This is a genomic window from Enterobacter cloacae complex sp. 402C9 (genome assembly GCF_050030745.1).
In the GTDB taxonomy this organism is placed as follows: Bacteria; Pseudomonadota; Gammaproteobacteria; order Enterobacterales; family Enterobacteriaceae; genus Enterobacter; species Enterobacter intestinihominis.
In genome coordinates, this window is record NZ_JBLGUW010000001.1 from 3657291 (window position 1) to 3674184 (window position 16894).

20 protein-coding genes are annotated in these 16894 nt (G+C 56.9%); 5 read left to right on the forward strand and 15 right to left on the reverse strand.

Annotated features, from left to right (window positions below):
- The first annotated feature begins 14 nt into the window (after window positions 1–14).
- Entirely contained in the window at window positions 15–2576 is a 2562-nt protein-coding gene (gene mutS / locus ACQG1K_RS17385) for a DNA mismatch repair protein MutS (RefSeq protein WP_022649176.1), read from the forward strand.
- 141 nt (window positions 2577–2717) lie between these two features.
- Here the strand turns inward: mutS and ACQG1K_RS17390 are convergent, their stop codons facing one another.
- From ACQG1K_RS17390 to ACQG1K_RS17400, 3 genes are read right to left on the reverse strand one after another with little or no spacing between them, the layout of a single operon-like run.
- The gene (locus ACQG1K_RS17390) at window positions 2718–2939 is read right to left on the reverse strand and encodes a non-oxidative hydroxyarylic acid decarboxylases subunit D (protein WP_003862116.1); all 222 of its coding nucleotides are present in this window, start codon (window positions 2937–2939) and stop codon (window positions 2718–2720) included.
- Between the two features lie 10 nt (window positions 2940–2949).
- Window positions 2950–4377, reverse strand: a complete 1428-nt coding sequence (locus tag ACQG1K_RS17395; protein WP_367075741.1) for a non-oxidative hydroxyarylic acid decarboxylases subunit C — start codon at window positions 4375–4377, stop codon at window positions 2950–2952.
- Entirely contained in the window at window positions 4367–4969 is a 603-nt protein-coding gene (locus ACQG1K_RS17400; protein ID WP_367075743.1) for a non-oxidative hydroxyarylic acid decarboxylases subunit B, read from the reverse strand. Before ACQG1K_RS17400 ends, ACQG1K_RS17395 begins: the two co-directional genes overlap by 11 nt.
- Before the next feature lie 172 nt (window positions 4970–5141).
- Here ACQG1K_RS17400 and ACQG1K_RS17405 point away from each other — a divergent pair, with 172 nt between their 5' ends.
- A complete protein-coding gene (locus tag ACQG1K_RS17405) occupies window positions 5142–5549 on the forward strand; it encodes a MarR family winged helix-turn-helix transcriptional regulator (RefSeq protein ID WP_022651767.1) in 408 nt (135 codons plus the stop codon).
- On the opposite strand, the gene ACQG1K_RS17410 is transcribed toward ACQG1K_RS17405, so the two are convergent.
- Window positions 5546–6433 carry a LysR family transcriptional regulator gene (locus tag ACQG1K_RS17410; RefSeq protein ID WP_367075745.1) on the reverse strand — a complete coding sequence of 296 codons (888 nt, stop codon included), beginning with the start codon at window positions 6431–6433 and terminating at the stop codon, window positions 5546–5548. The genes ACQG1K_RS17405 and ACQG1K_RS17410 overlap by 4 nt on opposite strands.
- A gap of 109 nt (window positions 6434–6542) precedes the next feature.
- Here ACQG1K_RS17410 and ACQG1K_RS17415 point away from each other — a divergent pair, with 109 nt between their 5' ends.
- On the forward strand, window positions 6543–7745 hold the full coding sequence (locus ACQG1K_RS17415) for an MFS transporter (RefSeq protein WP_275062394.1): 1203 nt from the start codon (window positions 6543–6545) through the stop codon (window positions 7743–7745).
- The gene (locus ACQG1K_RS17420) at window positions 7742–8119 is read left to right on the forward strand and encodes a DUF4440 domain-containing protein (RefSeq protein WP_045308747.1); all 378 of its coding nucleotides are present in this window, start codon (window positions 7742–7744) and stop codon (window positions 8117–8119) included. The genes ACQG1K_RS17415 and ACQG1K_RS17420 overlap by 4 nt, the downstream gene beginning before the upstream one ends.
- Window positions 8120–8169: 50 nt before the next feature.
- Here the strand turns inward: ACQG1K_RS17420 and rpoS are convergent, their stop codons facing one another.
- Window positions 8170–9162, reverse strand: a complete 993-nt coding sequence (rpoS, locus tag ACQG1K_RS17425; RefSeq protein WP_022649182.1) for an RNA polymerase sigma factor RpoS — start codon at window positions 9160–9162, stop codon at window positions 8170–8172.
- A 60-nt stretch (window positions 9163–9222) separates the two neighbouring features.
- Window positions 9223–10296: a murein hydrolase activator NlpD gene (nlpD, locus tag ACQG1K_RS17430; RefSeq protein WP_306307778.1), complete on the reverse strand. Its 1074-nt coding sequence runs from the start codon at window positions 10294–10296 to the stop codon at window positions 9223–9225.
- Here nlpD and ACQG1K_RS17435 point away from each other — a divergent pair.
- Window positions 10238–10369, forward strand: coding sequence for a peptidase (locus ACQG1K_RS17435; protein ID WP_306173474.1), 132 nt, complete (start codon window positions 10238–10240; stop codon window positions 10367–10369). The genes nlpD and ACQG1K_RS17435 overlap by 59 nt on opposite strands.
- Before the next feature lie 94 nt (window positions 10370–10463).
- On the opposite strand, the gene ACQG1K_RS17440 is transcribed toward ACQG1K_RS17435, so the two are convergent.
- The 9 genes from ACQG1K_RS17440 to cysN all read right to left on the reverse strand — a co-directional run bounded on the left by ACQG1K_RS17440 (window position 10464) and on the right by cysN (window position 16886).
- On the reverse strand, window positions 10464–11090 hold the full coding sequence (locus tag ACQG1K_RS17440) for a protein-L-isoaspartate(D-aspartate) O-methyltransferase (RefSeq protein ID WP_022649184.1): 627 nt from the start codon (window positions 11088–11090) through the stop codon (window positions 10464–10466).
- Complete coding sequence (gene surE / locus ACQG1K_RS17445; protein ID WP_367075748.1) at window positions 11084–11845, reverse strand: 5'/3'-nucleotidase SurE; 762 nt, start codon at window positions 11843–11845, stop codon at window positions 11084–11086. Before surE ends, ACQG1K_RS17440 begins: the two co-directional genes overlap by 7 nt.
- The gene (gene truD, locus ACQG1K_RS17450; protein WP_023298481.1) at window positions 11826–12875 is read right to left on the reverse strand and encodes a tRNA pseudouridine(13) synthase TruD; all 1050 of its coding nucleotides are present in this window, start codon (window positions 12873–12875) and stop codon (window positions 11826–11828) included. The genes surE and truD overlap by 20 nt, the downstream gene beginning before the upstream one ends.
- Entirely contained in the window at window positions 12872–13351 is a 480-nt protein-coding gene (ispF, locus tag ACQG1K_RS17455; RefSeq protein WP_003862097.1) for a 2-C-methyl-D-erythritol 2,4-cyclodiphosphate synthase, read from the reverse strand. Before ispF ends, truD begins: the two co-directional genes overlap by 4 nt.
- Window positions 13351–14061 (reverse strand): 2-C-methyl-D-erythritol 4-phosphate cytidylyltransferase, encoded by a 711-nt coding sequence (ispD, locus tag ACQG1K_RS17460; RefSeq protein ID WP_000741569.1) that lies wholly within the window; start codon window positions 14059–14061, stop codon window positions 13351–13353. The genes ispF and ispD overlap by 1 nt, the downstream gene beginning before the upstream one ends.
- Window positions 14062–14080: 19 nt before the next feature.
- Window positions 14081–14392: a cell division protein FtsB gene (gene ftsB / locus ACQG1K_RS17465; RefSeq protein ID WP_003862095.1), complete on the reverse strand. Its 312-nt coding sequence runs from the start codon at window positions 14390–14392 to the stop codon at window positions 14081–14083.
- A gap of 79 nt (window positions 14393–14471) precedes the next feature.
- The gene (locus ACQG1K_RS17470; RefSeq protein ID WP_006811767.1) at window positions 14472–14798 is read right to left on the reverse strand and encodes a DUF3561 family protein; all 327 of its coding nucleotides are present in this window, start codon (window positions 14796–14798) and stop codon (window positions 14472–14474) included.
- 58 nt (window positions 14799–14856) lie between these two features.
- A complete protein-coding gene (cysC, locus tag ACQG1K_RS17475; RefSeq protein WP_022649188.1) occupies window positions 14857–15462 on the reverse strand; it encodes an adenylyl-sulfate kinase in 606 nt (201 codons plus the stop codon).
- Complete coding sequence (gene cysN / locus ACQG1K_RS17480) at window positions 15462–16886, reverse strand: sulfate adenylyltransferase subunit CysN (RefSeq protein ID WP_023306831.1); 1425 nt, start codon at window positions 16884–16886, stop codon at window positions 15462–15464. Before cysN ends, cysC begins: the two co-directional genes overlap by 1 nt.
- Between the last annotated feature and the right edge of the window lie 8 nt (window positions 16887–16894).

Here is a 16894-nt window from a genome sequence, read left to right on the forward strand (position 1 = left end):
GATATCATAACTCCATGAGCACAATCGACAATTTCGACGCGCATACGCCAATGATGCAGCAGTACCTGAAGCTGAAGGCACAGCATCCGGAAATTCTGCTGTTTTACCGTATGGGCGATTTTTACGAGCTTTTTTATGACGATGCGAAACGTGCGTCTCAGCTGCTCGACATTTCTCTGACGAAACGTGGCGCGTCGGCAGGCGAGCCCATCCCGATGGCGGGTATCCCGCATCACGCGGTTGAAAACTATCTGGCGAAGCTGGTGAACCAGGGCGAGTCTGTCGCTATCTGCGAACAAATTGGCGACCCGGCCACGTCGAAAGGCCCCGTTGAGCGCAAGGTCGTACGCATCGTGACGCCGGGAACCATCAGCGATGAAGCCCTGCTTCAGGAGCGCCAGGATAACCTGCTGGCGGCGATCTGGCAGGACGGTAAAGGATTTGGCTACGCCACGCTGGATATCAGCTCCGGTCGTTTTCGCCTGAGTGAACCGGCTGACCGTGAAACCATGGCGGCTGAACTGCAGCGCACCAATCCGGCAGAACTGCTTTATGCAGAGGATTTCGCCGAGATGGCGCTGATTGAAGGTCGCCGCGGCCTGCGTCGTCGTCCACTGTGGGAGTTCGAAATTGATACCGCGCGCCAGCAGCTGAACCTGCAATTTGGCACGCGCGATTTGATTGGCTTTGGTGTGGAAAATGCCCCGCGCGGGCTATGTGCCGCAGGCTGCCTGTTGCAGTACGTGAAGGATACGCAGCGTACCGCCCTGCCCCATATCCGTTCAATTACCATGGAGCGTCAGCAGGACAGCATCATCATGGATGCCGCCACGCGCCGCAACCTGGAGATCACGCAGAACCTCGCTGGCGGCATGGAAAATACGCTGGCGTCGGTTCTTGACAGCACGGTTACCCCCATGGGCAGCCGTATGCTCAAACGCTGGCTGCATATGCCGATCCGCAACACCGAAACGCTGATTGGCCGTCAGCAAACCATTGCCGCATTGCAGGATCGTTACACCGAATTGCAGCCGGTGCTGCGTCAGGTGGGTGATCTTGAGCGTATCCTGGCGCGCCTGGCATTGCGTACCGCGCGTCCACGCGATCTCGCCCGTATGCGTCACGCTTTCCAGCAGTTGCCGGAACTGCGCGCTCAACTGGGAGAGATCGACAGCGCGCCAGTGCAAAAGCTGCGCGAAACCATGGGCGAATTTACCGAGCTTCGCGAACTGCTGGAACGCGCCATCATTGATGCGCCGCCTGTTCTGGTGCGGGATGGCGGGGTTATTGCTCCGGGTTATAACGAAGAGCTGGACGAATGGCGTGCGCTGGCCGATGGCGCGACGGATTATCTGGATAAGCTGGAAATCCGCGAGCGTGAACGTCTGGGGCTCGACACCCTGAAAGTCGGCTACAACGCCGTACACGGTTACTATATCCAGATCAGTCGTGGGCAGAGCCACCTGGCACCGATTCACTACGTTCGCCGCCAGACGCTGAAAAATGCCGAGCGCTACATTATTCCCGAGCTGAAAGAGTACGAAGACAAAGTGCTCACGTCGAAAGGTAAAGCGCTGGCGCTGGAGAAACAGCTGTATGACGAGCTGTTCGACATCCTGATGCCGCATCTGGCTGACCTTCAAATGAGCGCCGCTGCGCTGGCCGAGCTGGATGTGCTGGTAAACCTGGCCGAGCGCGCCGAAACGCTGAACTACACCTGTCCAACCTTTACTGACAAACCCGGTATTCGCATTACCGAAGGTCGCCATCCGGTGGTTGAGCAGGTGCTGAACGAGCCGTTTATTGCCAACCCGTTGAACCTGTCACCGCAGCGAAGGATGCTGATCATTACCGGCCCCAATATGGGCGGTAAAAGTACCTATATGCGCCAGACAGCCCTTATCGCGCTGCTCGCCTACATCGGCAGCTACGTTCCGGCGCAGAAGGTTGAGATTGGCCCTGTCGACCGTATCTTCACCCGTGTGGGTGCGGCGGACGATCTGGCGAGCGGTCGCTCTACCTTTATGGTCGAGATGACCGAAACCGCCAACATTCTGCATAACGCGACAGAGAACAGTCTGGTGTTGATGGACGAAGTAGGACGCGGTACCTCCACCTATGACGGCCTGTCCCTGGCCTGGGCGTGCGCGGAAAGTCTGGCGAATAAAATCAAGGCGCTGACGCTGTTCGCGACGCACTATTTCGAACTGACACAGCTGCCAGAGAAAATGGAAGGCGTGGCTAACGTGCACCTTGATGCGCTTGAGCACGGCGACACCATCGCCTTTATGCACACGGTGCAGGACGGCGCGGCAAGCAAGAGCTATGGCCTGGCCGTCGCCGCGCTGGCGGGCGTGCCGAAAGAGGTGATTAAGCGCGCGCGTCAGAAATTGCGTGAGCTGGAAAGTTTGTCACCGAATGCGGCAGCTACGCAGATAGATGGTACGCAGATGTCACTGCTGGCGGTGCCAGAAGAGACCTCTCCGGCTGTGGAAGCGCTGGAAAATCTCGATCCGGATTCGCTGACGCCGCGTCAGGCGCTGGAGTGGATTTATCGGTTGAAGAGTCTGGTTTAGTTTTCTGCGGTCTTTTTTGCCGGGTGGCGGCTTCGCCTTACCCGGCCTACAAAACCCGTAGGCCCGGTAAGCGTAGCGCCACCGGGCAAAAGACCGCACAATATTAACGCCCGGTAAGCACAGCCGCCTCCGGGTTTTTTATTACAGCAGCGGCGGGATCGTCGGCACCTGCGGTGCCTCATCAATATCCTTCTGCGTCATGCGGAACGCTTCCGGGTAATGCTCACGGCTGGTACGGCGCAGCGGTTCGGTATCGCGCCAGGTATACAGACAGTGCTGACACTGGTATACCGTCCAGACACCTTTCACCGGTGATGTTGCCATCACCTCAATATGTTCATCGGCACAACGTGGACAAATCATTTTTTCCTCCTTATTGACGTGCCGCCAGCATCGCGGTCAGTTTTTCGGCCCAGGCTTTGGTTTCAGGGAGATCCTGTACCGGCTGGCTGTAGTGACCACGGTTGTCCGGAGCGACAGGGGTGGTGGCATCAATGATCAGCTTGTCAGTGATCCCCGCCGGGCTGGAGCCGGGGTCAAGCTCCAGCACAGACATATTCGGTAGCTGCACCAGATCGCCAGCCGGATTGACCTTCGATGACAGCGCCCACATCACCTGCGGCAGGTTAAACGGATCGACGTCCTCATCCACCATAATCACCATTTTCACGTAACCCAGACCGTGTGGCGTGGTCATGGCGCGGAGCCCGACTGCACGGGCAAAACCGCCGTATCGTTTTTTGGTGGAGATAATCGCCAGCAGGCCGTGGGTGTACATGGCGTTTACCGCCTGCACTTCCGGAAATTCCGCCTTCAGCTGCTGATAGAGCGGCACGCAGGTAGCGGGCCCCATCAGATAATCAATCTCGGTCCACGGCATCCCCAGGTAGAGAGATTCGAAAATGGGTTTTGTGCGGTAAGAGACTTTATCAATGCGCACGACCGTCATGTTGCGCCCGCCGGAGTAGTGTCCGGTAAACTCACCGAATGGCCCTTCAATTTCACGTTTTCGGCCTTCAATCACCCCTTCGAGGATCACTTCCGACCCCCACGGCACATCGAAACCGGTCAGCGGAGCCGTCGCAATCGGATACGGGCTTTCGCGTAGCGCACCGGCCATCTCATACTCGGATTGATCGTATTTCAGCGGCGTGGCGCCCATCAGGGTGATGATCGGATCGTTACCCAGCGTAATGGCAATAGGCAGGTCTTCGCCGCGCTCTTCTGCCATATGCAGATGCAGCGCGATATCATGCATCGGCACCGGTTGCAGGCCGAGCTTACGCTTGCCCTTCACTTCCATACGGTAAATCCCGACGTTCTGCTTGCCGAAGTGATCGGGGTCGAGCGGATCGCGGGAGACAACGCACGCTTTATCGAGATAAAAGCCCCCGTCACCGTCGTTCAGGCGGAACAGCGGCAGAATGTCGAACAGGTTGATGTCTTCCCCGTCCACCGTGTTCTGCGCCCAGGCCGGATGTGCACGACGCTCTGGCGAGACGGGGAATTTGTCCCAGCGACGAATAAACTCGTCGATCTGTTTTTTCACCGGGGTATTTGCTGGCAGCCCCATCGAAATAGCGTGGTTTTGCCACGAGCCGATAGTGTTCATCACCACACGGGCATCGGTGAAGCCGCGAATATTATCGAACCACAGCGCAGGCGCACCATCGCCAATGCGTCCGGTAGCGTTGGCGGCGGCCGCTAAATCCGGCTCAGCGTTTACCTCTTCCTCAATTTTCAGCAGCTGCCCTTGCTCATCGAGCGCCTGCAAGAAGCTTCTCAAATCATCAAATGCCATCTTTATTCTCCTGTGAAAAATGTTTCGCTGCCTGCAAACCTTCCCAGCGTCGGGCTTTTTTATGCTCCAGACCAAACTGGTCGAGAACGCGGGTCACGATATGCTGGGTTATGTCATCGGCGGTTTGTGGGTGGTTGTAGTACGCAGGCATAGGCGGCACCATCGCCACGCCCATGCGGGAAAGGGCAAGCATGTTCTCAAGATGGATGGTGCTGAGCGGCGTCTCACGCGGAACCAGCACCAGCTTGCGTCCCTCTTTCAGCACCACGTCTGCCGCACGCCCTACCAGCCCTTCGGCATAGCCCGCGCGGATACCCGCCAGCGTTTTCATGCTGCATGGAATGACGATCATGCCGTCGGTGCGAAACGAGCCGGAGGAGATGGTGGCAGCCTGATCGGCCGGGCTATGGACGACATCCGCCAGTGCGGCAACGTCATGCGCAGTGAAGGGCGTTTCCAGCTCAATCGTGGTTTTTGCCCACTTCGACATCACCAGATGCGTTTCCACCTCCGGCATTTCCCGCAGCGCTTGCAACAACGCCACGCCTAATGGCGTACCCGTCGCGCCCGTCATTCCCACAATCAATCTCATTCAGCACCTCAATTAGTTTGTTCGTATACGAACATATTAACTAAACTACGCCTCGATCCTGCTGCTGACAAGATCGTTCGCATACGATCACACTATTCGCTAAAAACTCTCGCGTTAAAATTCAGCCCGAGAGCGGCTATCATAGAGGGAGTATTTTTCCGTCGGAGTGTCCATGGAGTTAAGACAAGAAGCTTTTCACCTGCTACGTCAGCTTTTTCAACAGCATACCGCCCAGTGGCAACACGCATTGCCCGAACTGACCAAACCACAATATGCGGTGATGCGGTCAATTGCTGAAAATCCTGGCATTGAGCAGGTTGCCCTGACTGAAGTCGCGGTGAGCACCAAAGCGACGCTGGCAGAAATGCTGAGCCGCATGGAAGCACGCGGCCTGGTCAGGCGCGAGCACGATCCGGCGGACAAACGCCGTCGGTTTGTCTTTCTGACGGCCGAAGGTGAGGCCCTGCTTGAGAGCAGTAAACCGATTGGAAATGAGGTGGATGAGGCGTTTTTAGGGCGCCTTAACGGCGCGGAACGAGAGCAATTTTCAGCGCTCATTAAAAAGATGATGCAGGGTTAAGTAACCCTGACGCGCATAAAATCAATAAATGTTCGCACTTTCGCGGGCACATGCCGGGCATCGGGATAAACAGCATAGATGCCCTGCTGAGCAAACGTGTACTCCGGTAACAGCGAGACCAGCGTCCCTGTATCCAGTGCGTTACGCACTAGCCACTCCGGCAACAGCGCCACGCCACATCCCGCGAGGGCAAAAGCCATCAACGCCTGGGCACTGTCTGCATACAGGCGCGGCGCTTTTCTGATCTCAAAGGAAACAGGATGCCGATCAACGCCTCTCACCTGCCAGCGCAGCGGCGACGTTAAACGCTCGTGAATGATCCAGTCCGCTTCCGCCAGCTGCTCCAGCGAGTCAACCGGATGGTTTGCCAGCCAGCATGGCGTCGCCACGGGCAGGATGGTGAAGGAGGTCATCAACGCGGCGTGGTAGCGCGAATCTGCAAGCGTGCCGAGCCGGATAGCGACATCGAAGCGCTCGGCGATAAGATCGGCATGCAAAGAGGACGAGACATGCCGCACGCGGAGATCAGGGTGCAGCTGGCTAAACTCAGCCAGCAAAGGCACCACCACCTGCGAGCCATACTCGGGCGTGGTGGTGATCCGCAGTTCTCCCGTCAGCCCGGCGTGGTTGGCGCGAACATCATCCTGCAATCGCTCTGCATCCCGTAACAGCATCACGCTTCGTTGATGAAAGAGCTTCCCCGCTTCGGTCAGCGTCAAGCGTCGGGTGGTTCGCAGCAACAGGGTGACGCCCATCTCCTCTTCAAGCTGACGAATATGAAAGCTGACCACCGCTTTTGTCAGCCCCATCGCCTCCGCCGCGGCGGTGAAACTGCCGGTGTCCGCTACGGCGATAAACATCGCCGTACGCTGTAAATTAAGCATCGCTTGCCTGGTTAACTGTCAAAATAATGTTGACAGTATATCGTCCTTTGTCGCGTTTATCCGTAACGCGCGGGCCGATACGATACGCCACCTCACCGGAGGAACTTCCATGACGTATCGCAGCAAAATCGCCGTCGTCTTTCTGCTCGGCTTTTTCCTTGATTTGATAAACATGTTTATTGCCAGCGTCGCCTTTCCGGCGATGGCTCACGCATTCAATACCACACCTTCCGCGCTTGCTTGGGTAAGTAACGGATACATTGCCGGGCTGACGTTAGTCATCCCATTCAGCAGTATTCTGACGCGCCGCGTCGGGCCGAAGCGCGTTATTCTGCTCTCACTGCTTCTCTTTAGCGCGGCCTCCGTTGCGGCGGGTCTCTCATCTTCGCTGGAAAGTTTGATTGCCTGGCGCGTCGTGCAGGGCGCCGGAGGGGGTTTACTGATCCCGGTTGGTCAGGCGCTGACCTGGCAACAGTTTAAGCCTCATGAGCGGGCCAGACTCTCCTCGGTGGTGATGCTGGTCGCGCTGCTTGCCCCCGCCTGCTCACCGGCTGTGGGCGGCATGCTGGTTCAGACATTCAGCTGGCGCTGGATATTTTTTGCCACCCTGCCCGTCGCCATTGTCACCTTTGTTTTGGCCTGCGCGTGGCTTAAAACAGAACCGTCACCGATAAACACCACCAGAATAGTAAACCTGTCTTTGCTGACGGATCCGCTGTTGCGCTTATCCATGCTTATCTATGTATGCGTACCCGGCATCTTTATTGGCGTGAACGTAACGGGCATGTATTACCTTCAGAGCGAGGCCAATATGACGCCCACCGCAACGGGCATGCTTATGCTGCCGTGGTCTGTGGCATCGTTTTTGGCTATCACCGCGACAGGACGCTATTTCAACCGTATCGGCCCGCGGCCGCTGGTGGTCATCGGTTGCCTTTTGCAGGCAACGGGCATTCTGCTTTTAATCAACGTCGGCCCGGCTATGCTGTTACCTGCCGTTGCGTTTGCGTTAATGGGTGCGGGGGGAAGCCTTTGCAGCAGTACGGCTCAGAGCAGCGCGTTTTTGACAACGCGGCGGGAAGATATGCCTGATGCCAGTGCGCTATGGAATCTGAATCGTCAGTTGAGCTTTTTTGCGGGTACCCTGCTGCTGGCGCAGGCGCTGAGCTTCATGCAAGCTTATTTTACGCCGCTGGCCGCCTGGCACGGGATGTTTATTTTTGCCGCAGTTATCACTCTGCTGCCCGTACTGTACGTCTACCGTCTTAATAACACGCAGTTACTTGCGCAACTGCAACAGGAGCAACCATGACTCATTTCGAACAAGAGATCCTCGACATCCACGTCGCCCTTGAAAACTGGTTAGGTGCAGGCGAAGGCGATCGGGACACCCTGCTCGCCCGTTTTCGTCCGGATTTTCTGATGGTTCCACCGAGTGGCACCCATTTAGATCATCACGCTCTGGCCAAATTTTTATATGCGCAGCGGGGAACCCGACCCGGGCTCAGGATCGGCATTGATGCGCTAACGACGCTTCAGACATGGGACAACGGCGCGGTGCTCCATTACCGGGAGACGCAAACCCGGCCTGGCCAGCCCGTCAACGTGCGCTGGTCAACCGCGGTGCTTAATCAGGAAGGGGATAACATCACCTGGCGTTTGCTGCACGAAACGGCGCAATCGTAAGGCATAAAAAAGGCCCGTCTCACGACGGGCCTTTTCTGACGAATGGTTGCTTACTCGCGGAACAGCGCTTCGATATTCAGACCTTGCCCTTGCAGGATTTCACGCAGGCGGCGTAGCCCTTCAACCTGAATCTGACGAACACGTTCACGGGTCAGGCCAATCTCACGGCCGACATCTTCCAGTGTCGCAGCTTCATACCCCAGTAAACCGAAACGACGTGCCAGCACTTCACGCTGTTTGGCGTTCAGTTCGAACAGCCATTTGACGATGCTCTGTTTCATGTCATCGTCCTGCGTGGTGTCTTCCGGGCCGTTGTCTTTTTCATCGGCCAGGATGTCCAGCAGCGCTTTTTCGGAGTCACCACCCAGCGGGGTGTCAACCGAGGTAATGCGCTCATTGAGACGCAGCATACGGCTTACGTCATCAACCGGTTTGTCGAGTTGCTCTGCAATCTCTTCCGCACTTGGCTCGTGGTCCAGTTTATGGGACAACTCGCGCGCGGTACGCAGATAAACATTCAACTCTTTGACGATGTGGATCGGCAGTCGAATCGTACGGGTCTGGTTCATAATAGCCCGTTCGATGGTCTGACGAATCCACCAGGTCGCGTAGGTTGAGAAACGGAACCCGCGTTCCGGGTCAAACTTCTCAACTGCGCGGATGAGACCTAAGTTGCCCTCTTCAATCAGATCCAGCAGAGCCAGACCACGATTGCCGTAACGGCGGGCAATTTTCACGACCAGTCGCAGGTTACTTTCGATCATGCGACGACGCGAGGCAACATCACCACGCAAAGCACGACGTGCGAAATAGACTTCTTCTTCGGCCGTTAGCAGTGGGGAGTAACCAATCTCCCCAAGGTAAAGCTGAGTCGCGTCCAGCACACGCTGTGTGGCACCCTGCGATAACAGCTCTTCTTCAGCCAAATCGTTATCACTGGGTTCCTCTTCTACTAAGGCTTTTTCGTCAAAAGCCTCTGATCCGTTCTCATCAAATTCCGCGTCTTCATTTAAATCATGAACTTTCAGCGTATTCTGACTCATAAAGGTGGCTCCTACCCGTGATCCCTGGACGAGACACCCTGGCTGGCATGCCCCGTCAATTTATCGCTGCGGTAAATATTGCAGCGGGTTTACGGATTTCCCCTTGTAACGAATTTCAAAATGCAAGCGTGTAGAACTGGTTCCGGTGCTACCCATGGTAGCGATTTTTTGCCCCGCCTTAACTTCTTGTTGTTCCCGGACCAGCATAGTGTCGTTATGGGCGTAGGCACTCAGGTAATCATCGTTATGTTTGATGATAATAAGATTACCGTAACCGCGCAGTGCGTTACCGGCATAGACAACGCGTCCGTCTGCGGTCGCGATGATTGCCTGTCCTTTACTGCCTGCGATATCGATCCCTTTGTTGCCCCCCTCAGAGGTAGCGAAGTTCTCGATAATCTTGCCGTCAGTTGGCCAGCGCCAGGTGGTGATTGACGAGCTGGCATTCTGACTGCTTGCAGTCGGTACAGTAGAGCTAACCACAGGTGCCGTAGTCGGTGCTGTGACAACAGTCGCAGTACCTTTATTATTCGGCAACATTTTGTTAGCACTCTGATCACCTGAATCCTCAGAATACGTAATTACAGGTTGTGAAGCAACCACCGTGGTGGTTTTTTGTGCAGGAGTAACGCTGTTATTTTGCGCAGTTACGTCGGCCGCTGAAACGGTGTTGCCTGGTGTAAGCGGTGTCCCCGTCGCGTTGCCAACCTGAAGCGTTTGCCCGACTTCCAGAGCATACGGGGCCTGGACGTTGTTTCGCTGTGCCAGATCGCGGAAATCGTTCCCGGTGATCCAGGCAATATAGAACAGCGTATCGCCGCGCTTCACGGTATAGGTGCTGCCGCCGGTATAGCTACCTTTCGGAATGTTCCCATACTTACGGTTATACACTATGCGGCCATTTTCAGTCTGAACAGGCTGTTCCACTGCCTGAATCTGCGTAGGCTGCGTAACTGGACGCTGAACCGGCTGGATCTGCGGAGTTTGCTGCGCCGTTGAGGTGCCCATTTTAGGCGGAGGGGTGATCAACATTCCGCTGGACGTGTTACCCGAGCCGCTGGTTCCATTAACGGAACTGACGGGCGCAGGCGCGTTATTTGAACTTGTACAGCCTGCCAGCCAGAGCGAAACCAGTGATAATGCCGCAACACGGCTGATGGTGAATTTTGGGCTTCCCGCGCTCATTTATCCCCCAGGAATGTGTTAACTACCAGTGACTTAAAAATAACCGTGATGGCACGAATCTATCGCGCCACACCATACGCTGAATTTGCCTTAATAACCCTGGAAAAATCCGAGTCTCAGGCCAGTTCGCCCTTAACCAGGGGCACAAAGCGCACGGCTTCCACGGTATCGATAATAAACTCGCCGCCGCGTCGACGAACGCGCTTCAAAAGCTGCTGCTCATCGCCGACGGGCAATACAAGAATGCCACCCTCGTCCAGCTGCGAAAGAAGCGCAGTGGGGATTTCAGGTGGCGCTGCCGTGACAATGATGGCGTCAAACGGGGCGCGAGCCTGCCAACCCTGCCATCCATCGCCGTGGCGTGTCGATACATTATGTAAATCAAGCTGTTTCAGGCGACGGCGCGCCTGCCACTGCAACCCTTTAATCCGTTCCACCGAACAGACATGGTGCACAAGGTGAGCCAGGATCGCGGTTTGATACCCTGAACCGGTGCCAATTTCCAGCACCCGGGACTCTGGCGTTAGCTCCAGAAGCTCCGTCATACGCGCCACCATGTAGGGCTGCGAAATCGTCTGGCCTTGCCCAATGGGCAGCGCCACGTTTTCCCACGCTTTGTGTTCAAACGCCTCATCTACAAACTTCTCACGGGGAACCTGGGCAAGCGCGTTCAGCACCTGCTCGTTGGCGATCCCCTGTGCGCGTAATTGTTCCAGAAGAGTTTGTACACGTTTACTTACCATTGCGCGTTCACTCCGACCCGATCTAACCAGTCCGACACCACATCATGCGCGCTATAAGCGGTTAAATCTACGTGCAACGGCGTAACGGAAACGTACCCTTCATCCACCGCAGCGAAGTCGGTGTCTGGCCCGGCATCGCATTTATCTCCCGGCGGGCCGATCCAGTACAGGGTATTGCCGCGCGGATCCTGCTGGGGAATAACCTGATCGGCAGGATGGCGACTGCCACAGCGCGTCACGCGGATCCCTTTGATCTCGTCCAGCGGGAGGTCCGGCACGTTAATATTGAGGATACGTCCGGTACGCAGCGGCTCGCGGCCAAGCGCACGGAGAATGGAGCAGGTCACCGCGGCGGCTGTGTCATAGTGGGTGTGACCGTTTAACGAGACCGCCAGCGCCGGAAACCCCAGGTGACGCCCTTCCATCGCCGCAGCCACGGTGCCGGAGTAAATCACATCATCGCCAAGATTTGGCCCCGCATTGATGCCGGAGACCACAACGTCCGGCCGCGGGCGCATCAGCGCGTTCACGCCCAGAAACACGCAGTCGGTCGGCGTCCCCATCTGGACGGCAATATCGCCATTCTCAAAGGTAAAGGTGCGGAGTGAAGACTCCAGCGTCAATGAGTTAGACGCGCCACTGCGGTTACGATCGGGAGCCACGACCTGCACATCCGCAAATTCGCGGAGGTGTTGCGCCAGCGTCTGAATACCTGGCGCATGGATCCCGTCATCGTTACTCAGCAATATTCGCATAATCACCCGACGTGTTGATAAGTTCCCTGACAACACTGGTGGCAAAGCTACCTGCCGGCAGCCAGAAGCGTAACTCGACGGTTACGTCATCCCACCAGTTCCAGCTCAGCTGTTGCGGGTAGAGGAGCATCGCACGACGTGCCGCCTCGACCTTTTCCCGCACCAGCAACGATTGTAATTCTGGCGCATCCGCCACCGCTGACTGCTCAGCGGCCAGCGCCTCGCCCTGGGTTCCCCAGTCGCCTGAACCCGGCAAGGCGGCGGTAATCATCAGCGTTTTAGCGTCCACGCGCGACTGGACATCGGCCATCTCTTCGGCCGTTGCCACAAACCAGCTTCCGCGTCCCGCTAATTGTAGCGCATCGCCGACAACAACTTGATTCGCGTCCGGTTTTTTCAGCCGCTCGCTCACAATCTGATTAAACAACGCACTGCGGGCCGCCGACAACCAAAAACTGCGTTTATTACGATCGCGCACCGGTGCACCGCTTTGCGCCCAGCGCAGCGCGCCCAGCAGGTTGCTACCACCGATACCAAAGCGCTGAGCGCCGAAATAGTTTGGTACGCCGCGTTCGTTAATGGCCTTCAGGCGTTTTTCAACGTCCTCGCGTTCGGTCACTTCGCGCAACACCAGGGTAAAGGCATTGCCTTTCAGTGCGCCCAGACGCAATTTGCGTTTATGGCGGGCGTACTCCAGTACCTTACAGCCCTCAAGCTCAAATTTGCTTAAATCGGGCATGGCATTGCCGGGCACGCGGGCGCAAAGCCACTGTTCGGTCACGGCATGTTTATCTTTTTGACCGGCAAAGCTCACTTCGCGGGCGTGAATATTGAGGAATTTTGCCAGCGCGTCCGCCACGAAGCGGGTGTTGCAGCCGTTTTTCAGAATGCGCACCAGGATGTGCTCGCCTTCGCCGTCCGGCTCAAAACCCAGATCTTCCACTACCACGAAATCTTCAGGGTTGGCTTTCAGCAGACCCTTGCCCTGCGGTTTACCGTGCAGATACGTCAGATTGTCGAAATCCGTCATTTGGCCGCCTTCACCAGCAGCGCCACGGCTTCACAGGCAATGCCTTCGCCACGACCGGTAAAGCCCAGCTTCTCCGTGGTGGTCGCTTTGACGTTGACGTCGTCCATATGGCAGCCCAGATCTTCAGCGATAAACACGCGCATCTGAGGGATATGCGGCAGCATCTTCGGTGCCTGGGCAATGATCGTCACATCAACGTTGCCGAGGGTGTAGCCTTTGGCCTGAATACGACGCCAGGCTTCGCGCAGCAGTTCGCGGCTGTCTGCGCCTTTGAAAGCAGGATCGGTGTCCGGGAACAGTTTGCCAATGTCGCCCAGCGCGGCGGCACCCAGCAGCGCGTCGGTCAGCGCATGCAGCGCCACGTCGCCATCAGAATGCGCCAGCAGACCTTTTTCGTAAGGAATGCGCACGCCGCCAATGATAATTGGGCCAACGCCGCCAAAGGCGTGTACATCAAAACCGTGTCCAATACGCATTATGCCTTCTCCTGAGGGGTCGTACGGGTAAGATAAAATTCCGCGAGCTGTAAGTCTTCCGGGCGCGTCACTTTTATATTATCAGCGCGTCCTTCAACAAGCGTGGGGTGGAAACCGCAATACTCCAGCGCCGAGGCTTCGTCCGTAATGGTCGCACCTTCTTTAAGCGCTCGCGTTAAGCAGTCGTGGAGTAATTCGCGGGGAAAAAATTGTGGCGTCAGCGCGTGCCATAGATCGACGCGCTCGACGGTGTGGGCAATCGCCGGTTTACCCGGTTCGGCACGCTTCATGGTGTCACGCACCGGGGCGGCCAGAATGCCGCCCACTTTACTGGTTTCACTCAGGGCCAGCAGACGCGACAGATCGTCGTGATGCAGACAGGGACGCGCGGCATCGTGCACCAGCACCCACTGCGCGTTCCCGGCAGCCTGAATGCCCGCCAGAACGGAGTCAGCCCGCTCTGCGCCGCCGTCAACGACGGTAATCTGAGGATGATTCGCCAGCGGGAGCTGCGCAAAACGTGCATCGCCGGGGCTGATGGCAATAACAACGCGTTTCACCCGGGCATGCGCCAGCAGCGCCGCCACGGCGTGCTCGAGGATCGTTTTATCGCCAATTGAGAGATACTGCTTAGGACATTCTGTCTGCATACGCCGGCCAAAACCTGCGGCCGGCACCACGGCACAGACGTCCGAAAAAGTTGCTGCCATGTCGTAATCCTGGGCCTGATTATCGATTGTTTTGTGCGGAGCCCTGATTGCGTTTAGACGCATCCGGAACCAGGCGATAAAACGTTTCGCCCGGCTTAGTCATACTAAGTTCATTGCGTGCGCGCTCCTCAATCGCCTCCTGGCCGCCATTGAGGTCATCAATTTCAGCAAAAAGTTGATCGTTACGCGCTTTAAGTTTGGCGTTTGTCGCCTGCTGTGCCGCGACGTCATCGCTCACCCGGCTGTAGTCGTGCAGTCCGTTTTTGCCGAACCACAGCGAATATTGCAGCCAGACCAGCAAAGCCAGCAACAGCAGCGTTAGTTTACCCATCCTGCCCCCTGAAAAAACGGCATCATCATCCCATAACTTTCCGCTGGACTCTACTGCGGGGTTTTAATTATGCCGTAAGTTAGCCCATCAGCCATAAAAACAGCAGGCCAAAGATGACCACAACGGTGGCGATAGTGATGAGCGTACTATACAGGAGCTTGCCGTTGAAAAGGGAGTGCAGCGCCACGCCCACCACAACCGCAACGGGCATCAGCGCGAGGAAGAAAGGCCAGGTATAGAGGAAGAAAAAGAGGGTGTTTCCACCGTAGATCAAGAACGGGATACCCAGCGCCAGTAGCCACGACACAAAGCCGACAATCGCCCCAGGGAAGGACCAGGTCGTCTCGTCGTCGGTCGTTAACGGTTCCGACCCGGTGGTAATCATGTAGTTTTCACTGTTGCGCATAGCTAATCCTGTGACCGTGACTCATCGCTCGGGAAGACAGCTCCCGAACGATACCGTCTCAGGATCTGATAATATCGTCCCGTCTGAGCAGGTCTAATAATTGGCTTACTAAATTTGTTACCAATTGTTGACCTTCCAGATGAATCTCAGGGGATTCAGGCGCTTCGTAAACCGAGTCAATACCGGTGAAGTTTCGCAGCTCTCCCGCGCGGGCTTTTTTATACAGCCCTTTCGGATCGCGCGCTTCGCAGATTGCTAGCGGCGTATCCACAAACACTTCAATGAAGCGATTCCGGCCCACGCGCTCACGCACCATCTGACGTTCGGCGCGGTGCGGTGAGATAAACGCCGTCAGCACCACCAGCCCGGCATCCGCCATCAGGCTGGCGACTTCTCCCACCCGGCGAATGTTCTCTTTACGGTCTTCATCGCTGAACCCTAAATCGCTGCACAGGCCGTGACGCACGTTGTCGCCGTCCAGCAGGTAGGTGCTCACTCCCTGCTGATGCAGCGCCTCTTCCAGCGCGCCTGCCACCGTGGATTTACCGGAGCCAGACAGCCCGGTAAACCACAGCACAACCCCACGGTGACCGTGGAGCTGTTCGCGCTGGGCGACGGTGACCGGATGAGGATGCCAGACGACGTTCTCATCATGGGCAGCCATTACTTGCCTCCCAGCAAATCGCGTGCGCCCCAGTGCGGGAAGTGTTTACGCACCAGCGCATTCAGCTCAAGTTCAAACGCGCTGAACTCAGAGGCCACGGTAGCCTGCGTGTTTGGTTCACGGACCATCCCGGCGCCGACGGTGACGTTGGTCAGGCGGTCGATAAAGATCAGCCCGCCCGTCACCGGATTCTGCTGATACGGATCCAGCACCAGCGGCTCGTCGAAGGTCAGATCCACCAGACCGATGCCATTCAGCGGCAGCTCGCTCACGTCACGGTGGGTCAGGTTGTTGATGTCCACCTGGAACTGAATGCCGTCCACGCGAGCGCGGGTTTTCTTGCCGGCAATTTTAATGTCATAGCTCTGGCCTGCGGTCAGGGGCTGTTCCGCCATCCACACCACGTCCACGGATGCGCCCTGCACCGCCGCCAGCGTTTCCTGCGCGTCGACCAGCAGATCGCCGCGGCTGATGTCAATCTCGTCTTTTAGCACCAGGGTTACCGCTTCACCTGCCCCTGCTTCGTCCAGATCGCCATCAAAGGTGACGATACGGGCAATGGTCGATTCCACGCCGGACGGCAGCACCTTCACACGCTGGCCCACGTTGACCGAGCCGGACGCAAGGGTGCCGGAGAAGCCGCGGAAATCGAGGTTCGGACGGTTTACGTACTGCACCGGGAAGCGCATCGGCTGGGTCTCAACCACGCGCTGAATTTCAACGGTTTCCAGCACCTCCAGCAGCGTCGGGCCGCTGTACCACGGCATGTTCGCGCTCTGAGAGGCGACGTTATCCCCTTCCAGCGCCGACAGCGGCACAAAGCGAATATCGAGGTTGCCCGGCAGCTGTTCAGCAAAGGTCAGGTAGCTCTGGCGGATCTCGTCGAATCGCGCTTCGCTGTAGTCCACCAGATCCATTTTGTTCACCGCCACCACCAGGTGTTTGATCCCCAGCAGCGTAGAGATAAAGCTGTGACGACGCGTCTGATCCAGCACGCCTTTACGGGCGTCCATCAGCAGGATCGCCAGGTCACAGGTGGAGGCGCCGGTCGCCATGTTACGGGTGTACTGCTCATGCCCCGGGGTGTCGGCGATAATAAATTTGCGCTTTTCGGTAGAGAAGTAGCGATAGGCGACATCAATGGTAATGCCCTGCTCGCGCTCCGCCTGCAAGCCGTCCACCAGCAGCGCCAGGTCGAGTTTTTCGCCCTGGGTGCCGTGGCGTTTACTGTCATTGTGCAGGGAAGAGAGCTGATCTTCGTAAATTTGTCGCGTGTCGTGCAGCAGACGACCAATCAGGGTACTTTTCCCGTCATCAACGCTGCCGCAGGTCAGGAAACGCAACAGACTTTTGTACTGTTGGGCGTGCAGATAAGCTTCTACGCCGCCTTCATCGGCAATTTGTTGGGCAATAGTCGTATTCATGGCGGCTC